Below are 21,812 nucleotides of genomic sequence, written 5' to 3' on the forward strand. Positions count from 1 at the left end.
AACATCGACCCGAACGGATGACCCATGTCAAGGGTGAGGTCTGCACCGTACAGCGTCCAACCGGTGGCTGCGTAGGCAGGGTCCCACCGCTGCACGATGAGCGCCCCGACCCCCATCTTCAGACCGGGGATGAGCGCTTGACCATCCTGGACGTCAGCGTAGAGGGCCGTCAGGTCCGGGGAACTCTGGTCGCGCAGGTCCGACAACGGGATGCGCGCCATGCCGCGCATTGCGGCGAGCTGCCGATGCTGCGTGAAGTTCAGCCCCAACTGGTCGGAGGCCTCGCTCATCTGTTGGCCTTCTTTCGGGCGGCCCCTGTGTTGCAGGAGCGTCGAGCCGAAACGGTGGCAGCACCGTCGGGGTGAAGCGCGGTATGGAGCATGCTTTGCACGCTAGGAGAGCGCTTCACATGAGGGAACCGTTTCACCGGTGCCCGGGTCCAAAAACAGGAAAGTTGGCAAGGACGCGGTTCGGTCGTGTGACTGGCCTCCCTTGCCTTCACGGCGTCCGTACAATTGGTTCGTGAAAGCCGAGGTATTAGTCAAACAGACAAAAACCGGCGCGTTAGGCGCAGTCGCGACGAGACGCGGTGCGTGCCCAGGCTTTGAACTTGTAAGCCCGACCGCGCACGGTCAGCGGGCCCTTGGGATCAACGGCTGGCGGACCGCATGACCCGTAGCGATGACGCAGCGGTGAAGCGAATTGAGAAGTGGCTGGAGCGTCTCGATCGGTTTGTGGACCAGCATGGGCATGCTGCGGTACCGCAGCTCTTCGAAGATGAGTCTGGTCAGCGGCTCGGCCGGTGGGTGAAGCACATGCGGTGGCGGTACCGGTCCGGGCGCCTGGAAGCCTCGTCGATCGCAGCGCTGGAGGCGCGCCCTGGGTGGCTCTGGCACGCGTCAAAGCAGAACCGCGGGACACGCGCGGACGGCAGCATCGCGCCGTCCGAGAATCCGCTTGCGCACATGGCGTCGCTGATCGCGTTCGCTAACTTTCACGGTCACACTGCCGTGCCGTATCACAGCCGAGAGCCAGATGATTCGGGTCTGGGTGACTGGGTTCGAAGGCAACGCGCTCACTATCGCGCGGGGGATCTTTCGTCTCGGCGAATCGCGCTACTCGAAGCGGTGCCGCACTGGTCCTGGGAGCAGACGCCCAGGCCGAGTCCGTGGCACGAGACGTACGAAGTCCTCCTGCAGTGGGTGTCCGATCACGGCACCGCCGACCTCTCCCGCCGAGTTGTCGCCCCCTGCGGCCAGCGCATTGGGGAGTGGGTGCAAGCCCAGCGACAGCGCCAGCGACGTGGCCGACTAGCACCCGAACGTATTCAGCTGCTCGAACAACTGCCGGGCTGGTGCTGGGACGCATCCTGGAAGAACGACACCTTCTCAGCGCGACTGGCAGAGCTCGAAGCGCACGCTCGGGAGCATGGCTTAGACGAGCCCCTCCCACCGCAGCTCCGCAGATGGATCGATCGGCGTGTGCTGGACTACAAGCGCGGGCTGCTGAGCGACGAGCGGTTGGCAGCACTCGAAGCGCAGGAATGGTGGAGATGGGCACGACCCTCTCGAAGGAACAGCGCCTTCCGAGAACAGCAAACCGCGCTCGAGCATTGGCTCGAGTCAGAGCGGTGAGCCGACCGGCTCAGCATGGCGCTAGCGCCACCTCGCTCAGGTATGGACCCTGATCCCAGTGAGGATCTTTGGGTTGGTACTAACGAGCGGGGTCTGGACCGAAATGAGGTACGGCGCGGGGGCGTGATCGCGCTGTCTGCGGACCCGATTCACGTAGAGACGCTCACCTGCCGACTGTTCAGGCCTGCCCGATCCCCCACCATCACCCGGTCGACTTGAGATTCCGGGACGCAGACTTCATGGGCCGAAGCGCAACTCATGCGCCGCTTATCAACCAAATGAAGGAGACACGATGACGAACACCACCAGGACCGCGGCGGCTGACAGCCCACTGGCTGTCACCCTGACGCAACATCTCGCCGACATGCTCTGGCACACCGGGACCACGAGCGCCGAGGCCCTGACGGAGAACCGCGACCGTTTCGAAAGCGACCCCGTCCTGCCCGACCCCGACGACGCCATCTTCGCTGCTGCCTACATGCGGTGGTGCCGCACTGCCGCCGACGCGGTCCTCCTGTTCGCCTACGAGCAGGCCGCCGGACATTCCGCCACCATGCTTTGGGACGTCGACGAGGACGAGCATGTTGTTCTCAGCACTCGGCTCCCGGCGCGCTGATCTCCCCGGTCGCTTTCTTCGCTTCACGTCGTGGAGCGCCGTCCTCGTGTCGCCTTCCACGCTCACCCCGCACGCTCTTCAAAATTGTGCTTGGCGTCCTGGTGGCAGCTTGTCGAACTTGCCTCCTCCTCATCGTCAGCTCCGCAACCCTTGAGCGCCGACGCCCGCTCGATTCGGGGATCACCCTCTCCGACTCGACTCGAGAGACGGCGCTCACCCAAACACACCACGAAGCAATAGGGTCGATGCGCGTTGCGGAGCATCGCTGTCGGTCGTGTGCAGACCGTCGGCCACGGCGCCGACCATGATGGTGAGCGACAGGACGTCGCGGCGGTCGAAGTCGTCCGACACGAGCCCGGCGGCCCTCGCTCGATCGATGACCAGATGGACGTCGGCATCGAAGCGATCGAGCTCGACATCGGAACAGGTCGGGCTGCACCGTGTCATCGCGTCCGTGATCGTCCTGTCGGATTCCCGGAGCTCGAAGAGTCCGAGGAGCAGCGCGCAGAGCGCGGTGCCCGGGTCGGCTTCCCGCGCGGCGCGCGTACTGACGGTGGTGAGATCCCGGGCCTGAGCGGTCGCCACCTCGTTGAGGATCCCGGGCCTCCCACCGAAATGGCGGTGCACCGTTGCTACACCGACGCCTGCTGCACGTGCGATGTCCGCGAGCGGCACCGTCGTACCTCGCTCTGCGAAGCACCTACGCGCCGCCTGGAGTATCAACTGTCGGTTTCGCCGCGCGTCCGCGCGGAGCTCGCCGCCGGGGCCGGTCACCACTGGAAGGTGAGCGGGCTCCACGACTGCACCGGCGAGGGCGTCGCGAGTCCTGCGGTGAACAACGGGTCCTCGTCCCGGAACGCACGCGCGGCCGGTTCGCTCCGGAACACGGCCATCGCGCACGACCACCCCTCCACCGCCGGCAACGTGCCGATCATCCAGAGGCCCCCGTCCCTGCCGAGGCGATCGACGTCGGCTCGGTGGGTCGCGTAGGCGGCCCGGACGTCGGCGTCCCGGCTGAGCGGCCACCGGTACTGCACCACGAAGAGCGCCGGACGGTCAGGAGGCGAAGCGGGCACCGAGCCCTCCGTCCACGTCCCATGTGGCACCGGTGACGAACCCCGCCTCCGACGAAGCGAGGAACGCCACCACGGCGGCGACCTCCTCCGGTTCGCCGATGCGTCCCAGCGGATGGATGCGCTGGAGGTGGTTCCACGCTTCCTCCGGGTCCTCCATCGCCTGGTACTGGGCGATCATCGGCGGTGTGCGCACGTAGCCCGGGCAGACCGCGTTCACGCGGATCCCGTCATCCGCGAGGTCGAGGGCCATCGACCGGGTGAGTCCGAGCATCCCGGCCTTCGCGGCGGCGTACGGGAAGAGCCCCTTCCTCGTCAGGTGAGCGTGGATCGAGGCGATGTTGACGACGGCTCCGCCCCCGCGGGAGCGCATCCCGGGGAGGGCCGCCTGGACGCACAGCCACGCGGCCTTGAGGTCGACGGCCATCAACGCATCCCAGTCGGCGCTGCGGAGGTGCTCGACGGTGGCTGCGCGACCGACGCCGGCGTTGTTCACGAGGACGTCGACGGGTCCCATCTCGCGCTCCACCTCGGCGAAGGCGTCCGGGATGCGTCGCTCGTCGGCGACGTCGCACTGCACGAAGCGGTGCTCCGGGCCGAGCTGCTCGGCAGCGGCCCGGCCCGTGGACTCCGTCCGGCCGAGGATCGCGACGCGCCACCCTTGATCGCGCAGCGTCGTCGCGATCGCGAGACCGATGCCCTGCGAGCCGCCGGTGACGACGGCCGTCCCACGGGGAGCCGCGTCGCGCATGCTCACGCCTCCTTTGGCAGGTCGGTCGACGCGGCGGTCTCCTTCTGCGCCTCGATGTCCGCGAGGCGCTCCCGGAGTGCATCCGCGATGACCTTCTGCGAGTCGCTGCCGGTGACCAGGCGGAGGGGTGCCGGCTCCTGGTCCACGGAGCCGATGATCGCCGCGGCCACCTTCGCGGGGTCGCTGACGGACGGCAGTGCGGGGTTCTGGATGCCGCGGCTCATCGCAGCGGGCGTGCCGTCGTAGGCGGCCATGGGCTCGGGCAGTCGGGAACTCCCGACGCGGAAACCGGTCGCTGCACTGCCCGGCTCGACGATGGTCACCCCGATGCCGAAGGGCGCGAGGTCCTTCGCATTGGCCTCCATGAACCCCTCGACCCCCCACTTGCTGGCGTGGTAGAGCGACGCGCCGGGGTTCGTGGCCTGGCCGCCGTAGGTCGAGATCTGGATGATGCGGCCGCCGCCCTGTGCGCGCAGGTGCGGTACCGCGGCGCGGAGGATCTGGATCGGGCCGACGAGGTTCGTGCCGAGCTGGTGCTCGATGAGTTCGTCCGTGAGTTCCTCGGCAGCACCGAAGAGTCCGTACCCGGCGTTGTTGACGATGACGTCGACGGTGCCGAGGTCCTGGAAGGCCCGCTCGACGACGTCGCGGATCTGGGCAGTGTCGGTGACGTCGAGCTGCGCGAGCCAGATGCGGTCGCCGTACCGCTCCGCGAGGTCGCCGAGCGATGCCGTGTCGCGGGCGGTGGCAGCCACGCGGTCGCCGCGCTCGAGGAGCTGCTCGGTCATGAGTCGTCCGAAACCGCTGGTGGAACCGGTGATGAACCAGGTGCGCTGAGGCATGGAGGTCGTCCTTTCGGGATGGGCACCGACCGGTGTGGCCGGTGCTGAGAGCCATGCTCGATCCGTGGACCGTCGTCAGGAAGGCCGTGCTCACACCAGTAGCGAGAGGGACAGGATGAGCATCCTGCGGCGTCGCCGCGCTGCGTACGCTCGTGGTCGTGGACACGCACAAGCCCCTCGCCGACTTCCTCCGGGCACGTCGAGAGCTGCTCCGTCCCGAGGACGTCGGACTCCAGCGGGGGGAGCGCCGGCGCGTGCCGGGGCTGCGCCGTGAGGAGGTCGCGATGCTCGCGGGCATCAGCAGTGAGTACTACCTCCGTCTCGAACAGGGACGCGACCAGCACCCGTCTGACCAGGTGGTAGACGCGATCGCGTCCGCGTTGCAGCTGGACGAGGAGAGCCGTGCCCACGTCGCAGAACTCGCTCGCTCCCGGCCGGAACGCCGGCCGCTGCGACGTCGCCGGCCGGAGCGGGTGCCGGATGGTGTCCGCATGCTCGTCGACACGGTGAACGTGCCGGCGTTCGTGATGAACCGCTACCGCGACGTCCTCGCGGTGAACCGTCTGGCGAACGTGCTCGAACCGACCCTGATCGTGGGCGCCAACCGGTTGGTGTCGCTCTTCACCGACGAGGAGGCCCGGACGTCGCACCCGGACTGGAACCAGAACACGGCCAGTGTCGTCGCGCAGTTGCGCGCCGACACTGGCGCTGAGGAGGACGATCCGCAGTTCCAGGCGTTGATCGGCGAGCTGTCGATGAAGAGCGAACGCTTCCGGCAGCTTTGGGCCAGACACGACGTCAGCGTCACCGGTAGCCCGAGCGGGGTCGTCCACAATCGCCAGGTCGGTGACCTGACCCTCCACCGTGAGAAGCTCGCGGTCGTCGGCAGCGCCGGGCTGGTCGTCGTGATGTACCACGCTGCACCGGGAACACCCGACGCGGACAAGCTCGCACTGTTGTCGTCACTCACGTGAGCGACGGCTGATCCCGCCCGTCATCGTCCGTCGTCGATGGCAGCCCGGAGTGCTGTGACGACGGCTGGCAGGAAGTCGGGCGACATGTCGTAGCCCGTGGCGACCAGCGCGAGGCGTCCTGCGGTGGTCGCAGCTCCGAGCATCTGTTCTCCGTCGACCTGCGTGAGCACCAGGGGCCCCCAGAAGGCGTCGACCTGCACCTCCCCGCCGACCGGGAAGCGGAGCACGCCGAGGTTGCTCACGACCACGTCGAGACCGAGCGCCCCACGTGCCATGAAGGCCTCGGCTCGGGCAGCGGTCACACCGGCGTCCATGGCAGCGCCGATGGCGGCCACTGATCGTCCGACCCCGGCAGCACTGCGCGCCGGGGCGAGCGCGGCGACGTGATCGCGGGCCTCGGCCCAGAAGGAGTCTCGGGAACCGGTTCGGCCTCCCGTACGGGCGACGGCGATGAACACGCCTGGACCGTCTGCGGTCCCGACGAACGGCAGCAAGCTGATCGGGCTCATCGTCCGCACGAAGTCGATGCCTCGGGTGCGGGTCGCCGCGCGACCAGCTGCGGCGATGAGTGCGCCGTGCAGCGTCGTCCCGTGCCTGTGGGCCGCACCCAGCAGTCCGGCAGTCGTCGTCTCGTCGAGGGTCTGCGCGTACACAGCAGGTCGACGGCCGTCGAACGGTCGGAACACCGGGAGGGCCCGCAGTTCCTCGTGGGCGAGCGGAGGTGGACCGTCGGGGGGACCGAGCCGGACGACGGCGTCGACGGCGGGCACCCGCGTCAGCGCGGTCTCGCGGGACTCCGATGTCGTCCCCGGCCCGAGTTGCTCGCCGCTGAGCGCGCGAGCCAGGTCGCCGAGGAGCAGTGCACCGGAGAGCCCGTCCGCGAGGGAGTGGACGAACGTCAGCAGCACCGTGGCGCCACGATCCGACCCGTCGTCGTCGCTGATCAGCACGGCGCGGACGGTCGGCGCACCTGGTCGCAGGGTGAACGCGTCAGCCAGTTCCCGTGCTGCTTCCGCTTCCCAGGCGGCGCCGGGCGCTGCACTCCGGACCGGGATCGGCTCGTCGGTCGTGGCGATCGCGGGTCCCGACTCTGACTCCACGACTCGAGCGGCGAACGACGGGTGGTGTTGCTGCAGGGTCGCCAGAGCGTCGTGGAGTCCGGTCGCGTCGATGGTGCCGCGGAAGTGCGCCGCGACCACGAACTGCATCGGGTGTAGTTCGGAGAACCGGTGGTACATCCGCTCGAGCGCTCCGAGCGGACGGAGCAGCGCGTCGGGCGGCACCGGTACCTGCTCGTGGCGGCCCTGTCACCGAGGTGTGTGTTGTCGTCCACGTACGCTCCCGTGCGTTCGGTGCGGGGACTCGTTCCCAGCACCAGCACGGTACGAAGCGGCGGACCGAGCGCACGTGTCCCAGCCGGGGACACGATCGAGTGAGTCGTCAGCCGCTCCACGCCGCGACCGCTGCGAGGGACGCGCTCGTTCACCCGTTGATGAAGGTGCGCACCTCGACGACGGCCACGTCGAATTCTTCGCCGACTCCGCTGAAGTCCTTCCGCTCGTAGCAGGTGACAAGCGCACGCTCCCACGCGAGCATCATCACCCCGCACTGCAAGCGGCTAGGGGTCGCACCTCCGCCGTCAACGGCTCGTTGTTCCGCGGCGGCAACCAGTGCGTCGACCCACAGGTCTTGCTGCTGGAGATGTCGTCGGCGGAGAGCGGGTTCCGTCTGCCCCAAGCCGATGATGAGCGCCCATCGATCGGGCTCTGCCCGCACGGAGTCGACAGCCACGTCGAACGCAGCGCGGACCGCTGGCAGGCCGGCCTCGTCCGCTGGCCTACTCGCGAGTGCGTCCGCAACGGCGGACCCAAGGGATTCGGTCGCCTGCAGCACGGCGTCCTCCTTCGACGGGAAGTAGCGGAAGAACGTCCGCTCCGACACCCCGACGGCGGCGGCGATCGCGCTGACCGTGGTCGCGGCGTAGCCGACCTCACGAACGAGGCGTACGGCAGCGTCGGTCAGCTCCGCGCGGATCGTCTCGCGCATCCGCTCTCGGACTCCCTTGGGTCGCGCTTCGTCCTTCTGCATCCGGCCATCGTAGAGTACGGTCACTGACTGCCATATTGGCAGTCACTGCCACCTAGTCATCCGATGCAAGGAGATCCCCATGACCGACACAATCACGATCGGTGAGTACACCGTCTCGGCTCTCGTTGACGGTGAGTCGCATCTACCGCCCTCTGCCTATCCCGGCGCGGACTTCTCGCGGTACCCGGAACTGCTCGACGCTTCGGGGACGCATCGGATCCGCATCGGTGCACACCTCGTGCAAGGACCTACGGGCACATTCCTCATCGACGCCGGCGCCGGTGTGATGTCGATGCCGTTCCCACCCGAACTCGCAATCCTCAACGGGTTGGACGCGCCTCCCACCCACCTGGCTGCAGCCGGGTCGCTCCCCGACTCCCTCGCGGCCGTCGGCGTGACACCGGACGAGATCACGAAGGTGTTCGTCACGCACCTCCACCTCGACCACGTCGGATGGGTCATGCACGACGGTGCGCCCTTCTTCCCCAACGCGGAGATCCACTACGGCGCCGAGGACTGGCCCACACTCGTGGACGGAGCTCCTGAGAACGACCCGATCCGGCCCCTCATGGGCGCGGCGGCTGCAGCCGGGATACTCCGGCCCTTCTCGCCCGCCTCGGAGGAACTCCTGACCGGCGTCACCGCAACCCACACTCCCGGTCACACGCCGGGACACCGGGCGATCGAGATCGAATCCCAGGGGCAGCGGATCGTCTTCACGGGCGACCTCATCGAACTCCCGGTGCAGCTCGCGGACCGTGACGTCCACTTCATGACAGATGTGGACCGGACCGGGGCCAGCGCCGCCCGTGCCGCCCTCTTCGCGCGCGCGAAGGCGGAGGACATCGTGATCGCTCCCGCTCACCTCACCGCCCCCACCTTCGGCATGATCGCCGCCGACGACACGTGGGTCGACGCCGTGTCCCGTTGACCGTGTGGTCAAGGCGGCTTCCACCGGTTCGACCAGATCGTCCCGGCGGCGGCCGTCTCGCTTGCGGCCACGGCCGCACGGACCAGCCGGATGCAGCGGACCCTCGGAGAGGACTGAGCGACTGACGGGAGGCGCGTCGCGGCGCCGCCACGCACCTCCCGTCCGACGACCGGCCGATCAGGCGTACGCGGTCTCGCTCGCGATGCGACGACCGAGGTGCGCGAGCGCCTCGGCGCTCACCGATCCCGGGACCGCGTGGTACGCGCAGAGCAGGTAACCGGGGGTGTTCGGCACGACGAAGGTCTGGTGGCGCAGCGGGACCTGCCCGTACCCGTCGACGAACGGACGGACGTCCCCGTCGTAGTAGGGGTCGACCTCGTGGCGCTCCCACAGGTCGCGGAACACCGGGTCCAGTGCGCAGAGCCGGGCCGCCGTCGTGTGGAGACGCTCGTCGTACGGGTCGCCGTAGAAGCGCATCCGGCGCGCTGTGCGGTCGGCGAGGTCCTGCCACGTCGGCAGTGCCCGCACCTCCGGGTAGGTGAAGACCACCTCCGGGATGCTCCGGCCGACCTCGAGACCGAGGGGCACCACCCACCTGGCGAGGGCGTTCGACAGCACGACCTCGTGCCGGGAGTTGATGATGTAGGCGGGGGTGTTCGCCCACGAATCGAGGATCGCGGCCATCGCTTCGGTGGACACCGCTGCCTCGGCCGCGGCGATGCCGGAGGGCTGCGCCGAGCTCAGCCGCGTCATGTGCTGCGCCGCCGCATCGTCGAGGCGGAACGCGCGCGCGAGGGCCTGCAACACCTGGTCCGACGGGGCGCGGTCGCGTCCCTGTTCGAGGCGGAGGTAGTACTCCTGGCTGATGCCGGCGAGCCGGGCGACTTCGTCGCGGCGGAGGCCGGGGACACGGCGCCGCGTCAGCGACCGGACGCCGACGTCCTCGGGGCTGGTGGCAGCGCGGCGTGCACGGAGGTACTCGCCGAGTGGTGACGCTGGTGTACCCACGCCTGGTCCTCTCCTCGTCCGCACCGGTGTGGTGGTGCCCATGACGATCCTCGCGCACGTGCAGGACCGGAACGTGCCGACTGTCCCGAGCAGGGACACCCTCGCGATCACGCGGCCCCGTACCGTCTGGCTAGTCCGGAGGGAGAGCCGTGGACAGTCCACCGGTACGACGCGCGCACGTCACCGTCACCGCTCGCTTCGAGCAGACGCCGAGCGAGGTGTGGTCGCGGTTCGTCGACTTCTCCGACGCACATGTCGGCCCCGGCGGGTGGTCGGAGGTCCTCGTGCCCGACGAGAGCCGTTGGGTCCGCCGTGCGTCGGCGGACCTCGGCGTGGTCGAAGAACGGCGCGGCGACAGCATCGACGGCATCCTGGCGTACCGTGCGCGGGTTCCTGGCGGGTCGGCCCAGGACGACCTCGACGCCGTCGTCCGGGTGTCGCAGGACGGGCACGGCAGCCTCGTCACATGGAGCACCGAGGGCCTCGCGCGCCGATCGGCGGCGGACCGGGAGCAGGTCGGGCGATGGCTCGCGGAACGCCTGCAGTCAGCTGGCGGCCAGGTGCTGCCGCCGCTCACGATGGACGTCTGGCTCGGGAGCTCCCGTCCGATCGCGCGGACCGGTCTCGACGGGACCGGACCTGCCACGTGGTCGCCGACGACCGCGACGCTCATCGCCGGCGAACGCGACGCGGTTCTGGTCGACGCGCTCATGACGGTCGACGAGGCCGACGACCTCGTCGCGTGGATCCGGAGGACCGGCAAGCGCCTCCGCGCGGTCCTCGTGACGCAGGGCCAGGCGGACCACTTCTTCGGGCTCGGGCAGGTGCTCCGGGCGTTCCCGGGAGCCGTCGCGACCGCGGTCGCCGACGTGGCCGAGCAGGCACAGGCGCACACCCGCCCGGCGTTGCGATCGCGCTGGGAGACGTTGTTCCCCGGACGTCTGCCGCCGACGGTCACGGCCCCGACCCCCGCCCCCGCCGGTGTCATCGACCTGGAGGGGCACGCGCTGCAGCTGTTCGACCTCGGCGAGGTCGGCGGACGTCCCGCGAGCGTCGTATCCGTCCGGGACCTCGACACCCTGGTCGGCGGTGACCTGGTGTACAACCGTGTGCACCCGTGGCTCGTCGGTACCGACCGGGCGTCACGTCGTCGGTGGTGGCGGTCGCTCGACGTCGTCGAGGCGTTGCGCCCCTCCTGGGTCGTCGCGGGCCACCGCCACCCCGAGGCGGTGTCGGACGCCGCCGGCCCCCAGGTCGCGGACCTCCGTCGCTACCTCGAGGACGTCGAGATGGCGCTCGGCACGTGCGCGGACCCACAGTCCTTCGTCGCGACCATGACGGACCGGTGGCCGGGCCACGGGAACCGCTCGACGCTGGAGGCGTCGGCGGTCGCGTTGTTCGCGCCCGCTCGGACGATCGTCCCCGCCCAGTTCCCCGACCTGCTCCCCGGTGGGCCGATCCAGGCGGGCGGCGACGAAGACTCCCTCGACTGACTTCGCTCGCCCGCTAGGCTGTCGCCGATCGGGAGGGACGTCGTGGGCGGATCGGAACTCGCAACGCGGCTCCGGACGCTACGGCTCGCGGCCGGCATGACGCTCGAGGCGCTGTCCGAACGGTCCGGCGTGAGCGTCAGGGGCATCAGCGACATCGAGCGCGGCAGGAGCCTCCACCCCCAGCCCCGCACGATCGAGGCGTTGGTGTCGGGCCTCGCCCTCGACGACGCGGCGCGGCGCTGGCTCCGAGCACCACTGATCGCGAGCGGGCCGGACGGCGGGCGGACCGACTTCCGTCCGGCCCGCGTGACGGACTTCACCGGCCGCGGCGCCGAGCTGCACCGACTCGTCGACGCTGCCTCGGCATCCGGCACCGCAGCTCCCGTCCGGGTCGTCGTCGTGTCCGGTCCTCCCGGCATCGGGAAGACCGCGCTCGTGACCGAGGCGCTGGCCCACGTCGCCGGGGAGGGGCGTCGTGTCTTCGTCGACCTCGCGGGGCACGGTCGCCCCGCCTCGACCGCGCTGGAGGTGCTGCAGCGGGTGCTCCGCCAGTGCGAGCCCGGCGACCCGCCAGGGACGCTCGTGGCCGCTCGTGCACGGTGGGCCGAGATCGCCACTGACGAACGCGTGCTCGTCCATCTCGACAACGTGTCGGGGGAGGAGCAGGTGCGACCTGTCCTCGTCGAGGGGCGAGCGACCGTCGTCGCCACCTCCCGCCGATCGCTCGCCGGACTCGACGCCGAACGCGTGGTCCTCGACGTCCTCGACGCCGAGGACGCTCGCGTGCTCCTCGAACGTGTGATCCCGGCGGAACAGCGCGACGATCGTTCGGTGGCGGAACTCCTCGCCCTGTGCGACGGGTTCCCCCTCGCGCTCCGGGTCGCGGCGAACCGCATCGCGAGTCGTCCGGCGACCACTGCTGCGGACCTGGTCGTCCGGCTGCGCTCGGCCGATCGTCGGTTGGCGCTGCTCGTCGCGGGGGACGTGTCGGTGGCAGCCGCGATCGCGGTCTCCCATGACGACCTCGATCCGCAGACGTCCGCGGTGTTCCGCACGACCGCCGCACTCGACGGGGTCACCTTCGACGCGCAGGTGGTCGCGGCAGCGCTCGGGGACGACCCGCTCGAGACCGAGGAACGGCTGGAACAGCTCGTCGACCTCGGTCTCGTCGAACAACGCGGTGCCGACCGGTACCGCGTGCACGACTTGATCCGGCTGTTCGCGTCCGACCGCCTGCGAGATGACGCGGTCGCCGAGGCCTCCGTCCGCGCTCGCCTGGACCGCTGGCTGCTCGACCAGTTGCTCACCGCCGGGTCGGTGTTCGTCGTCCCCGGGCGAGCCCCGGTCTCACTGTCGGGTGCCGACCAGCAGGCGGCGCGGGACTGGATCGTCGCAGAGGTCGACCACTGGTGGCCGGCGTTCCAGCGCGCGGCGGCCGACGGACGACACGAGACCGTGCTCACCCTGACGAGCGTGCTGCAGTGGGTCGCGAACCTCTGGCCCGACTGGGGCAGGTGGTACGAGCTGGACCTCCTCGCGCAGGACGCAGCGAGTGCGACCGGGGACGACGGTGCTGCTTCCGAGATCAGCGGGCACCTCGCGTGGGCGGCTCACATCGAGCGGGCCGATCACCGTCTCGCTGCGCGGCACGCGGTGGATGCCCTGGGTGCGGCCGAGCGTTCCGGCGCAGCGCACCTGGTTGCCTGGGGGCATTACCACGTTGCGTGGGCTGCGCTGGAGCTCGGGGAGGTCGAACGTGCCGAGGCCCACGTGCGGGCTGCAGTCGCGGGCTTCGAGGCCGACCCGGACCCGGTCTTCCTCCACCAGGCGCGCGGCCTCCTCGGCCTTGTGCTCCGGGCGCAGGGGCGGCACGCCGAGTCGGTCGTCGCGCTCCGTGCAACGGTGCAGGGCATCGTCGCCGGTGTCGACCCCGTGGACGAGCGCGTCCGCTACGCCCAGGCCCTCGCACGTGCCGAACTCGCCACGTCGCTCCTCGCGGCGGGAGCCGCCGATGGAGCGCTCGCCGTCCTCGATGCGGGGCTCGGCGCGGTCCCGCTCGACACCGGGACGTCGCTCGGGCTGCTGCTGCGCACACGGGCGGCGGCCCTGACAGAACTCGGGCGACGGCACGAGGCGCTCCGCGACGTCGAACGCGCCCTGGAGGCGATGCCGGCGCGGGTCCGTCCCGCACGCCTGGACGCCCTGCAGCGCGAGCTCGCCATGCTGCGCGACGACCTCACGGGTCCGCCCGGGTGACGGGTGAACGCGAGCGACGAAGCGACGGCGGGGAGTGAGGTCACACCGTCACCGTCCGCCGCACGGTCACGTCGTCCCGTAGCGCCGCGAGCACCTCTGCCGCGGGCGAGCCGACGGGAGCGTGGAAGGCCGTCAGCACCTGCCGCCGAGGACCGGGCACCTCGAGCGTCTGACAACGCAGGGTGACGAGCCCGTGCCCGTGCACCTCCTGGTCGATCGCACCGTTCAGGTAGGGGCGGGCGTCGTGCCGGGCCCAGAGACGTCGGAATTCCGCGTCACGGACCGACAGGGTGCCCACGATCTCCTGCAGGCGGCGGTCCCGCGGGTCGCTCCCGTACCGCAGCGTGGCGGCCGTACGTTCAGCTGCCTGCGGCCAGTCCTGCATCGTGACCCGGGCGGACGGCGAGAACACGGCGAGGGGCAGGTTCACCCCGGGACGCAGGCCGCCACCCGTCATCGCCCGTGCGAGCGGGTTCACGACGAGCACGTCCTGGTTGCCGTCCATGACGTAGGCCGGGGTGCCGGTCCACTGGTCGAGCAGGCCGGCCAACGCTGCGAGGACCGACCCGGGAGGCGCGGGGGCGTCGGTAAGGAGTCCACCGGTCTGGATGCGCACCAGGCGGCGCATGTGGTCGATCGCGGCCGGGTCCAACCGCAGTGCGCGGCCGAGTGCGTGCAGCACCTGGTCCGAGGGCTGGCGGTCCCGCCCCTGCTCGAGGCGCAGGTAGTACTCCTGGCTGATCCCGGCGCGCTGCGCCACCTCGTCGCGACGGAGGCCCAGGACACGACGCGACGTCAGCGAGACGATCCCGACGTCGGTCGGCTGCACGAGGGCTCGGCGAGCACGGAGGTACTCGCCCAGCGGTGTCGCGGTGGTCGGCATGGCGGTGGTCCCTCTCGTCGGCGGTGCGGCACCGGGCCGTGGTGCTGCATGATGACGAGCACCAGCCCACCAGTCAGCCGGCGTCCGCACCATGCAGAACGCAGGCAGGAATCGAGGAGACCGTGTCCGGACGAACCGACGGAGCGGTCCTCCGGCGCCTGCGCGCTGAGGTCGGCCTGACCCTCGCCGACCTCGCGAGCCGGGCCGGGGTCGGCGTCCGGACGATCGGTGACATCGAGCGCGGCGTGGCACGTCGCCCGCAGCGCGCCACGCTCGAGGCGATCGCGACGGCACTGGGAGCCGGTCCCACCGACCGGAACGCACTCCTCGCCATCGGTCGGCGGCAGTCGTCGCCGACGTCCGCCGCGCCGGACGTCGTCGACGACTTCACCGGCCGTGAGCACGAGCTGCGCCGGATCCTCGACCGACTCGGCGACGACCACGCCACGGTCGTCGTCGTGTCGGGCGGCCCCGGCGTGGGGAAGAGCACCCTGGCGGCGGAAGCGCTCCGCGTGCGCGGCAGCAGGTGGCTGCACGTGGACCTCGGCGGGCAGTCCGCGTCGCCCCTGTCCCCGCTCGACGTGGTCCGACGACTCGTCTCGATCGCCACGGACGGAACGGAGGACGCAACGACCGAGTTCGACGCGGCAGCGTCTCGGTGGCGCGCGCTCCGTGACGAGCACGGTCACGCGGTGCTGCTCGACGACGCAGCGGACGAGGCGCAGGTCCGGCCGGTACTGGAGGCGAGCGGCCCAGCGGCCCCGGTCATCATCACCGCACGGAGGTTGCTGGCCGGCCTCGACGCCGGGCTCCGCGTGACGGTGACGCCCTTCGAGCAACAGGACGGCCTCGCCCTGCTCGAGCGCATCGTCCCCGATGCCGCGGGACACCCTTCGCTGTCCGCCCTCGCCGAGCGATGCGCGGGAGTCCCGCTGGCGTTGCGGATCGCCGGCAGTCGAGTGGCCGCCCCGGGAGCGGACCTCGACGATTTCCTCCATGCGATCGTCACCGAGGAGCAGCGGCTCGCGGCGCTCCACCACGGCGACCGCTCGGTCGAGGCGGCCTTCGCCGTCTCCTACCGGGCACTGCCCGCGTCGACCGCGCGCGTGTTCCGGTCCCTCGCGGTGATCGACGGTACGACCTTCGACGCGTGGACCGGCGGTGCAGCGCTCGGACTCGGAGCGGAAACGGCGGAGGACGCACTCGAGGACCTCGTCGACCTCGGTCTCGTCGAGCCCCGCGGCGGGAACCGGTACCGCGTGCACGACCTGCTGCGTGCGTTCGCCGGCGTGCAGCTCGTGACGGAGGACGGAGCGACGGCACGAGACGCCCGTCGCTCCCGGCTGCACAGTGCGGTGCTCGGCAGGTTGGCCGACGCCGCCGGTCGTTTCGCTCCGGGCGCGCCATCGACGAACGGAGCAGACGCGCCGGACGCGGCGCGGAGGTGGATCGTCGGGCAGGTCGACCACTGGTGGCCGGCGTTCCGGGCGCTCGTCGATGCGGGGGACCACACCGCCGTCACTCGCACGGCCAGCGAGCTGCAGTGGTTCTCGAACCTGTGGCCGGCATGGGGTCACTGGTACGAGCTCTTCGGTGACGCGGTGGAGGCCGCCCGACGCCTCGACGACAGGGCAGCCGAGTCCCGCCTCCTCGGCCTCCAGACCTGGGCGGCGCTCATGGAGCGGGGCGATCGGGACGGAGCGCTGGAACTCGCCACCGCCGGGCTCGCCGCAGCGGACACCGTCGATGACGACCTGCTGCGGGCGAACGCCGAGTACCACGTCGCGTGGGCGTACCTCGCACTCCGGCAACCGCTGCTCGCCCTGCCGCACATCGAGTCAGCCATCGACGGGAACACCCGGGCCGGCGACGACGCCGCGCTCGTCCAGTGCCGGTCGATGGCCGGCGCGGCGCTGCACCTGCTCGGCCGCCACGACGAGGCGATCGTCGCGTTCCGTGGGGTCCTCGACGACCTGGACCGGGCGCCGCAGGGCGACCCCGGGATGGCCTTCACCCGCGTGGTGGCGCTCGAGGAGATCGCGAAGTCGGCGAACGCTCTCGGGAGGTGGGCCGAAGCGCGCGACGCCGCGGACACCGGGCTCGCCGTCGCGGCGGGGATGGGTTGGGACACCGGTGCCGCCCGCGCCCTGCGGCAGCGTGCCGAGGCGCTGCTCGGGTCCGGTTCCGTCGCGGAGGCCCTGGCCGACGCCGAGCGGGCGGTCGCGCTGGTCGACGCGGACCGTGCCGACGCGCAGGCGCTCGCCGTCCTCGGTGAGCTCCGTGAGCTGGTCGCGCGAGCACGCAGGACGACGGCCGCCGCACCGGACCCGTCGACGCGTGCAGTCGACGTCGCAGCGCAGGATGTCCCCGGCGGGGGCAGGCAGGGCACGCCCGACGCTGATTAACCTGCCTCGGTGCAGCCAGACCCCGACCAGCAGCCGATCGTGCGAGCTCGCGACATCGAGCACGCCTACCCGACACACGCGGGAGTGGGACGTGCGGTCCTGCGCGGGGTGTCCCTGCAGGTACGGCGTGGGGAGATGCTCGCCATCGTGGGGCCGAGCGGCTCCGGGAAGAGCACGCTCCTCGCCTGCCTGTCCGGGCTCGAGACGCCGGTGCGCGGCGTGGTCGAACTCGACGGCGTCGACCTGCGCGGGCTCTCGCGGCAACGGTCCGCCCGGTACCGCCGTGGACGGGTCGGGTTCGTCTTCCAGACGTACAACCTGTTGCCCGCCTTGACCGCTCGGGAGAACGTCGCGTTGCCGGCACGCCTGGCGAAGCGCCCGGCGGACCGGCGGACGGTCGACGCCGCACTCGATGCCGTGGGACTGCTCGACGTGGCGGACCAGCGGCCGGACGCGATGTCCGGAGGGCAACAGCAGCGGGTCGCCATCGCCCGCACGCTCGTCGCCCGTCCTGAGGTCGTCTTCGCCGACGAACCCACGGGCGCACTCGACACCGTCGCGGGTGCACGGGTGCTCGACCTGCTCCGCCGGACCGCAGCGGGCGAGCGGTCGGTCGTGATGGTGACGCACGACCTCGCCGCAGCGGCCCGCGCGGACCGTGCCCTGGTCCTGCGCGACGGCCTCGTGCACGCAGAGCTGATCCGTCCGGACTTGGACGGCCTGTTCGCCGCCGTCGAGCACGCGGCCCTGACGTGATCGTCGCGCAGCTGGCTGCGGCCGACCTCCGGTCCTCGTGGCGGGTGTGGTGTGGGTTGTTCGCGGTCTGTGCGGTCGCCGCCGTGGCCGGATCCGTCCCGGGCACGCTCGTCGTGGGCGGGCTGCAGACACCGGACGTGCGGGGCCTCGCGATGCTGTCCATCGCGGGCACGACGGCGGCGTTCGCACTCATCGCCGTCCTGGTGGTCGTCTCGGCAGTCGTCCGGCTCACAGCGGCGCTCCTCGTCCGGACGTACGGGCTCTGGCAACTCGCTGGCGTCACGCCTCGCGGCGTCCGGTGGACGATGCTCCTGCAGACGGCCCTGGTGTCGACGACCGGCGCGGTGGCAGGCGCAGCCGCCGCAGCGGTCGTCGTGCCGCCGGCGGTGTCCGCGGCACTCCTCGACTCGAACGGGCTCGCGGACGTCCGAGTGGCGGCGTCCTGGGTCGAAGCAATCGTCGTCGTCGTGGTCACGGCTGGAGCAGCGGTCGTCGCCGGTGCACCAGGGAGCAGGCGTGCAGCAGCCACCTCGCCGTCGGCGGTGCTCCGGAACGCGCCGGTGGGCCGCCGGTCGGTCGCCGTGCGAGCGACGGTCGTCGTCCTGCTCGTGGCGCTCGCCGGGAGCATGCTCGCCGGGCTGCCTGCGTCGGTGCCGGACGGAGCCGCGCCCGCGCTCCTGATCGGCCCGGTGCTGGTCGCGGCGGTCGCCGTGCTGGGCCGGACCGTCGGCGCACCCGCCGTGCGGCTCTGGACCGCGCTCGTGCCTGCCAGCACTTCTGTGGCCTTCGGGCTGGCGCGCGCGGCGGTGCGGTGGTCGGCGTCACGGAGCGACACGACGCTCGCGGCTCTGCTGGTGGCGGTCGGACTGCCCACGGGACTGGTCGGCGGGCAGCGGACCGCGGCGAGTGCCGTGGGTGCGGACGTGCCCGGCGGAGCCGGGGCGACGGTGCTCGTCCTCAGCGGCCCGGTGCTCCTAGCGGCGATCGGAGCGGCGGCCACCGCGGCGATGGCCGCTCGGGACCGTGCCCGGGAACGCGATCAGCTCAAGGCCGTCGGCGCGTCGCCGGGCCTGCCGGTCGGGGTCGCGGCGCTCGAGGGGCTCGTCCTCGGGATCACGGGGACGCTGGTCGCCGCGGCGGTGGTCGGCGTCGCAGTCACCGCAGAGTGGGCGGTGCTCGTCGGCGGGCACCCCGGTGCGCGGCCGGTCTTCCCCGTCGTGCTGCTCGGTGCCGTGGGCGTGTTCTCGACGGCGCTCGTGGTCGTCTCCTCGGTGCTGCCGGCGCTCCCCGCCCGTCGTCGTCGCGTTCCTGTCCGGGCGTGAGCCATCCCGCCCGTCCGGCCGGACCCGACGTAAACTCAGCAGGTGTCGGAACACATCCATCGACTGGTCGGCCGCGACGCCGAGGCCCGGCTGATCGCGAACGCGTTCGACGAGGCGCGTGCCGGTCTGGGCAGCGCGGTCCTCATCGAGGGGGAGCCCGGCATCGGGAAGACCGCCCTCCTGGCGGACACGGCCGCGGTCGTTGGAGACCATGCACGCTTCGTCCTGCGGGCGCGAGGTGTCCGGAGCGCGACCGACGTGGCGTTCGGGGCGCTGCACGAGCTGCTCAACCCCCTCACGGCGTACATCGACGCGCTCCCGGAACGACAGGCGTCCGCCCTCGACGTCGCCTTCGGTCGGCGGACCGGTCCGACGCCGGACCGCCTCGTGCTCGGCGTCGCCGTCCTCGGGCTCCTGGAGGAAGCGTGCACGCACGGCACGGTGGTGCTCCTCCTCGACGACCTGCACTGGATGGACCGGACGTCGGTCCACGCGCTGCTGTTCGCAGCCCCACGGCTGACGGCTCTCCGCGTCCTGCTCGTCGCCACCTCCAGGACAGGTGGGCAGGTGTCCGATCCGGCAGACGCGTTCCCGACCGTGATCCGTCTGGGACCGCTCGACGACGTCGCCGCTGCGCAGCTGCTCTCGGACGTGGCCGGGCACCTGCCGGACCGGGAACGTTTGCGCGTCCGACGCGAGGCGTACGGCAACCCCCTGGCCCTGCTCGAGTTCTCCGCCGCCGACGCAGGTGCGACTCGATCACGGACCACCGACCGGATGTCCGCACGTCTCGAGAGGAGCTTCCTCGACGGCGTCCGCCTCCTCCCGCAGGACGCTCAGGAGGCACTGCTCCTCGTCGCAGCAGGAGAAGGCGCCACGGTCCGGGAACTCGAGGAAGCCGTGGCGGCGGCAGGCCTCGGTGCCGCGGACCTGGCGACCCTGGAACGGGAGGGCTTCGTCCGGCGTGACGGTGACCGCATCGTCCCGCGACACCCCTTGGTCGCCTCGGCACACTACGACGCGGCGGATCCCCTCCGACGCCGCGCTGCCCACGACGTCCTCGCCACCGCGGTCCGTGCCCCGGACCGTCGCGCTCTCCACCGCGCCGCAGCGACCGTCGGCCTCGACGAATCCGTCGCCGCGGACCTCGACCGCGTCGCGGAGACTGCCCTCCGGCACGGCGCGCCGGCAGAAGCCGCGACCGCGTGGCAACGCGCCGCGGACCTCTCGCCCGACCCCACGCACCAGGCGAACCGACTCGTGGAGGCCGCGGAGGCGGCCCGGCGTGCGGGCGCCTCCGATGACGCGTCCGTGCTCCTGCGCCGCGCGGAGCCGCTCGCGGAGCTCTCGGATGCCCGGACGCAACACCGCTTCGCGCGGGCGGAGTGGATGCTGAGCATGACCGCGGACCACCGAGGTCGGGGGGCCGCCGAGCTGGTGGCCTTCGCCGGCACCCGGTCCGAGGCCAGCGAGCGTGCCGAGGTCCTGTTGTGGGCAGCCGCCAAGTGCTACATCCACCAGGAACCGGACGGTGTCCGGGAGCTGGTCGCCTCGACCGTCGAACGCGCTGCTCAGGAGCACGAGGACCGGGACACGGCGGTCCTCGCAGACGTCACCCTGGCGCTCGTGCGGACCGGGCGGCCGCTGGACGACGCGACCGTCGACCGCTTCCTGGACCGCGCCCAGGCGACCGACGGCGTCATCATCAACTGTCTTGCTTTCGCTGCCGAGGAAGCCGGCGACATGGCGCTCTCGGACCGGTGCTGGACAGCAGGCGCCCGCCTGTTCCACAACGCCGCGCGGACGAGCGACGAGGCTACCGCGCTCTGCGGCCGGGCGAGCCCGCGGATCACAGCGGGACACCTGACGGACGGATTGGCCGATGCCGACCGATCGGCACGGCTGAGCGAGGAGTTGGAGCTTCCCGTGGTCACCGGGATGGCGCTCGCCGAGGCGGCTCGAGCGCTCGCACGAGCAGGCGACCGTGAGGGAGCCCGCGCGCGTCTGGACGCGCTGACGCGCATCCCCGTCGCGCAGGGGTTCGCTCGCATCGTCGCCACTGCGGCGTGGGCAGCGGCGCTGATCGCGGCGGACGAGGGGCGCCACGACGACGCACTCGCGCACCTCGCCCGGACCTCCGTCAACCGGCCGGTCGCGATGTGGTCCGGAGCGGACCTCGTCGAGGCAGCGATCCGCACCGGGGACGCATCACCTGTGCTCGAGTGGCTCGACGAGGCGGAACAGGTCGCGGAGGTCACCGGTTCCTCGCACCTGCGGCTGCTCGTGGCGCGATCCAGGGGATTGCTGGCGGTCGACGACGCCGAGGCGCTCGAGCACCTCTCGTCAGCGGTCGAGCTCGGATCACCGAGCACGATGCCGTTCGACCTGGCCGTGGCACGGCTCCACCTAGGCGAACGGCTCCGACGCGTCCGGCGGATCGTCGACGCCCGTGAGCAGCTCGCGCAGGCAGTCCGGCTGTTCGACGGTGTCGGCGCCCGCTCGTGGGCGGCACGCGCGCGCACCGAGCTCCGCGCGGCCGGTGGTGTCGCGGAACGCGATGTGGCGCGCGAGACGGCGGACGACCTGCTCACGCCACAGGAACTCCTCGTCTCCCGCATGGCCTCGACCGGCCGGACCAACAAGCAGATCGCCGACGAGGTGTACCTGTCCCACCGGACGGTCGCCGCCCATCTGTCTCGCGCGTTCACGAAACTCGGGATCAGCCGCCGCTCCCAGCTCGTCGGCGTCCTCGCACCCGCGGACGCACCGGACTGAGTCCC

19 protein-coding genes are annotated in these 21,812 nt (G+C 71.3%); 10 read left to right on the forward strand and 9 right to left on the reverse strand.

The features are described 5' to 3' along the window. Positions 1-290, reverse strand: a 290-nt coding sequence (locus tag DEI89_RS11675; RefSeq protein ID WP_146236771.1) for a hypothetical protein, incomplete at its 3' end; no start/stop codon positions are given. A 378-nt stretch (positions 291-668) separates the two neighbouring features. Here DEI89_RS11675 and DEI89_RS11680 point away from each other — a divergent pair. Both DEI89_RS11680 and DEI89_RS11685 read left to right on the forward strand, forming a co-directional pair. After that, a complete protein-coding gene (locus DEI89_RS11680; RefSeq protein WP_110904231.1) occupies positions 669-1,634 on the forward strand; it encodes a helicase associated domain-containing protein in 966 nt (321 codons plus the stop codon). Between the two features lie 292 nt (positions 1,635-1,926). Beyond that, the gene (locus DEI89_RS11685; protein WP_110904232.1) at positions 1,927-2,250 is read left to right on the forward strand and encodes a hypothetical protein; all 324 of its coding nucleotides are present in this window, start codon (positions 1,927-1,929) and stop codon (positions 2,248-2,250) included. A 213-nt stretch (positions 2,251-2,463) separates the two neighbouring features. Here DEI89_RS11685 and DEI89_RS11690 read toward each other — a convergent pair whose 3' ends face one another. From DEI89_RS11690 to DEI89_RS11700, 4 genes are read right to left on the reverse strand one after another with little or no spacing between them, the layout of a single operon-like run. Then, positions 2,464-3,048, reverse strand: a complete 585-nt coding sequence (locus DEI89_RS11690; RefSeq protein ID WP_309146525.1) for a helix-turn-helix domain-containing protein — start codon at positions 3,046-3,048, stop codon at positions 2,464-2,466. After that, the gene (locus tag DEI89_RS17725) at positions 3,021-3,326 is read right to left on the reverse strand and encodes a hypothetical protein (RefSeq protein WP_181421616.1); all 306 of its coding nucleotides are present in this window, start codon (positions 3,324-3,326) and stop codon (positions 3,021-3,023) included. The genes DEI89_RS11690 and DEI89_RS17725 overlap by 28 nt, the downstream gene beginning before the upstream one ends. Then, positions 3,307-4,074, reverse strand: coding sequence for an SDR family NAD(P)-dependent oxidoreductase (locus DEI89_RS11695; RefSeq protein ID WP_110904234.1), 768 nt, complete (start codon positions 4,072-4,074; stop codon positions 3,307-3,309). Before DEI89_RS11695 ends, DEI89_RS17725 begins: the two co-directional genes overlap by 20 nt. A 2-nt stretch (positions 4,075-4,076) precedes the next feature. Further along, positions 4,077-4,916 (reverse strand): SDR family oxidoreductase, encoded by an 840-nt coding sequence (locus tag DEI89_RS11700; RefSeq protein WP_110904235.1) that lies wholly within the window; start codon positions 4,914-4,916, stop codon positions 4,077-4,079. Positions 4,917-5,074: 158 nt separating this feature from the next. Between DEI89_RS11700 and DEI89_RS11705 the strand changes: the two genes are divergently transcribed. Further along, the gene (locus DEI89_RS11705) at positions 5,075-5,890 is read left to right on the forward strand and encodes a helix-turn-helix transcriptional regulator (protein WP_110904308.1); all 816 of its coding nucleotides are present in this window, start codon (positions 5,075-5,077) and stop codon (positions 5,888-5,890) included. A gap of 20 nt (positions 5,891-5,910) precedes the next feature. On the opposite strand, the gene DEI89_RS11710 is transcribed toward DEI89_RS11705, so the two are convergent. Together DEI89_RS11710 and DEI89_RS11715 are read right to left on the reverse strand one after the other, a co-directional pair. After that, on the reverse strand, positions 5,911-7,173 hold the full coding sequence (locus DEI89_RS11710; protein ID WP_110904236.1) for a hypothetical protein: 1,263 nt from the start codon (positions 7,171-7,173) through the stop codon (positions 5,911-5,913). Positions 7,174-7,372: 199 nt separating this feature from the next. Then, complete coding sequence (locus DEI89_RS11715) at positions 7,373-7,978, reverse strand: TetR/AcrR family transcriptional regulator (RefSeq protein ID WP_110904237.1); 606 nt, start codon at positions 7,976-7,978, stop codon at positions 7,373-7,375. A 79-nt stretch (positions 7,979-8,057) separates the two neighbouring features. Here DEI89_RS11715 and DEI89_RS11720 point away from each other — a divergent pair, with 79 nt between their 5' ends. Beyond that, positions 8,058-8,909 (forward strand): MBL fold metallo-hydrolase, encoded by an 852-nt coding sequence (locus DEI89_RS11720; RefSeq protein WP_110904238.1) that lies wholly within the window; start codon positions 8,058-8,060, stop codon positions 8,907-8,909. A gap of 177 nt (positions 8,910-9,086) precedes the next feature. Here the strand turns inward: DEI89_RS11720 and DEI89_RS11725 are convergent, their stop codons facing one another. Beyond that, positions 9,087-9,917 (reverse strand): helix-turn-helix domain-containing protein, encoded by an 831-nt coding sequence (locus DEI89_RS11725; protein WP_181421617.1) that lies wholly within the window; start codon positions 9,915-9,917, stop codon positions 9,087-9,089. 149 nt (positions 9,918-10,066) lie between these two features. On the opposite strand from DEI89_RS11725, the gene DEI89_RS11730 reads away from it, so the two are divergent. Both DEI89_RS11730 and DEI89_RS11735 read left to right on the forward strand, forming a co-directional pair. After that, the gene (locus DEI89_RS11730; protein WP_110904240.1) at positions 10,067-11,410 is read left to right on the forward strand and encodes an MBL fold metallo-hydrolase; all 1,344 of its coding nucleotides are present in this window, start codon (positions 10,067-10,069) and stop codon (positions 11,408-11,410) included. 42 nt (positions 11,411-11,452) lie between these two features. Continuing rightward, positions 11,453-13,666, forward strand: a complete 2,214-nt coding sequence (locus tag DEI89_RS11735; RefSeq protein ID WP_146236772.1) for a helix-turn-helix domain-containing protein — start codon at positions 11,453-11,455, stop codon at positions 13,664-13,666. A 40-nt stretch (positions 13,667-13,706) separates the two neighbouring features. On the opposite strand, the gene DEI89_RS11740 is transcribed toward DEI89_RS11735, so the two are convergent. Then, the gene (locus tag DEI89_RS11740) at positions 13,707-14,549 is read right to left on the reverse strand and encodes a helix-turn-helix domain-containing protein (RefSeq protein ID WP_181421618.1); all 843 of its coding nucleotides are present in this window, start codon (positions 14,547-14,549) and stop codon (positions 13,707-13,709) included. A 122-nt stretch (positions 14,550-14,671) separates the two neighbouring features. Between DEI89_RS11740 and DEI89_RS11745 the strand changes: the two genes are divergently transcribed. From DEI89_RS11745 to DEI89_RS11760, 4 genes are read left to right on the forward strand one after another with little or no spacing between them, the layout of a single operon-like run. Then, entirely contained in the window at positions 14,672-16,954 is a 2,283-nt protein-coding gene (locus tag DEI89_RS11745; protein WP_181421619.1) for a helix-turn-helix transcriptional regulator, read from the forward strand. Between the two features lie 9 nt (positions 16,955-16,963). Further along, positions 16,964-17,710: an ABC transporter ATP-binding protein gene (locus DEI89_RS11750; protein WP_110904243.1), complete on the forward strand. Its 747-nt coding sequence runs from the start codon at positions 16,964-16,966 to the stop codon at positions 17,708-17,710. After that, positions 17,707-19,032 (forward strand): FtsX-like permease family protein, encoded by a 1,326-nt coding sequence (locus DEI89_RS11755; RefSeq protein ID WP_110904244.1) that lies wholly within the window; start codon positions 17,707-17,709, stop codon positions 19,030-19,032. Before DEI89_RS11750 ends, DEI89_RS11755 begins: the two co-directional genes overlap by 4 nt. Before the next feature lie 42 nt (positions 19,033-19,074). Further along, complete coding sequence (locus DEI89_RS11760) at positions 19,075-21,807, forward strand: AAA family ATPase (protein ID WP_110904245.1); 2,733 nt, start codon at positions 19,075-19,077, stop codon at positions 21,805-21,807. The last annotated feature ends 5 nt before the right edge of the window (positions 21,808-21,812 follow it).

It is taken from the genome of Curtobacterium sp. MCBD17_030 (assembly GCF_003224255.1).
Lineage (GTDB): Bacteria > Actinomycetota > Actinomycetes > Actinomycetales > Microbacteriaceae > Curtobacterium.

Coding starts and splice junctions, on each gene's coding strand:
- DEI89_RS11680 (WP_110904231.1), top strand. CDS start 669: ATGACCCGTAGCGATGACGCAGCGGTGAAGCGAATTGAGAAGTGGCTG.
- DEI89_RS11685 (WP_110904232.1), top strand. CDS start 1,927: ATGACGAACACCACCAGGACCGCGGCGGCTGACAGCCCACTGGCTGTC.
- DEI89_RS11695 (WP_110904234.1), bottom strand. CDS start 4,074: ATGCGCGACGCGGCTCCCCGTGGGACGGCCGTCGTCACCGGCGGCTCG.
- DEI89_RS11700 (WP_110904235.1), bottom strand. CDS start 4,916: ATGCCTCAGCGCACCTGGTTCATCACCGGTTCCACCAGCGGTTTCGGA.
- DEI89_RS11715 (WP_110904237.1), bottom strand. CDS start 7,978: ATGCAGAAGGACGAAGCGCGACCCAAGGGAGTCCGAGAGCGGATGCGC.
- DEI89_RS11720 (WP_110904238.1), top strand. CDS start 8,058: ATGACCGACACAATCACGATCGGTGAGTACACCGTCTCGGCTCTCGTT.
- DEI89_RS11740 (WP_181421618.1), bottom strand. CDS start 14,549: ATGCCGACCACCGCGACACCGCTGGGCGAGTACCTCCGTGCTCGCCGA.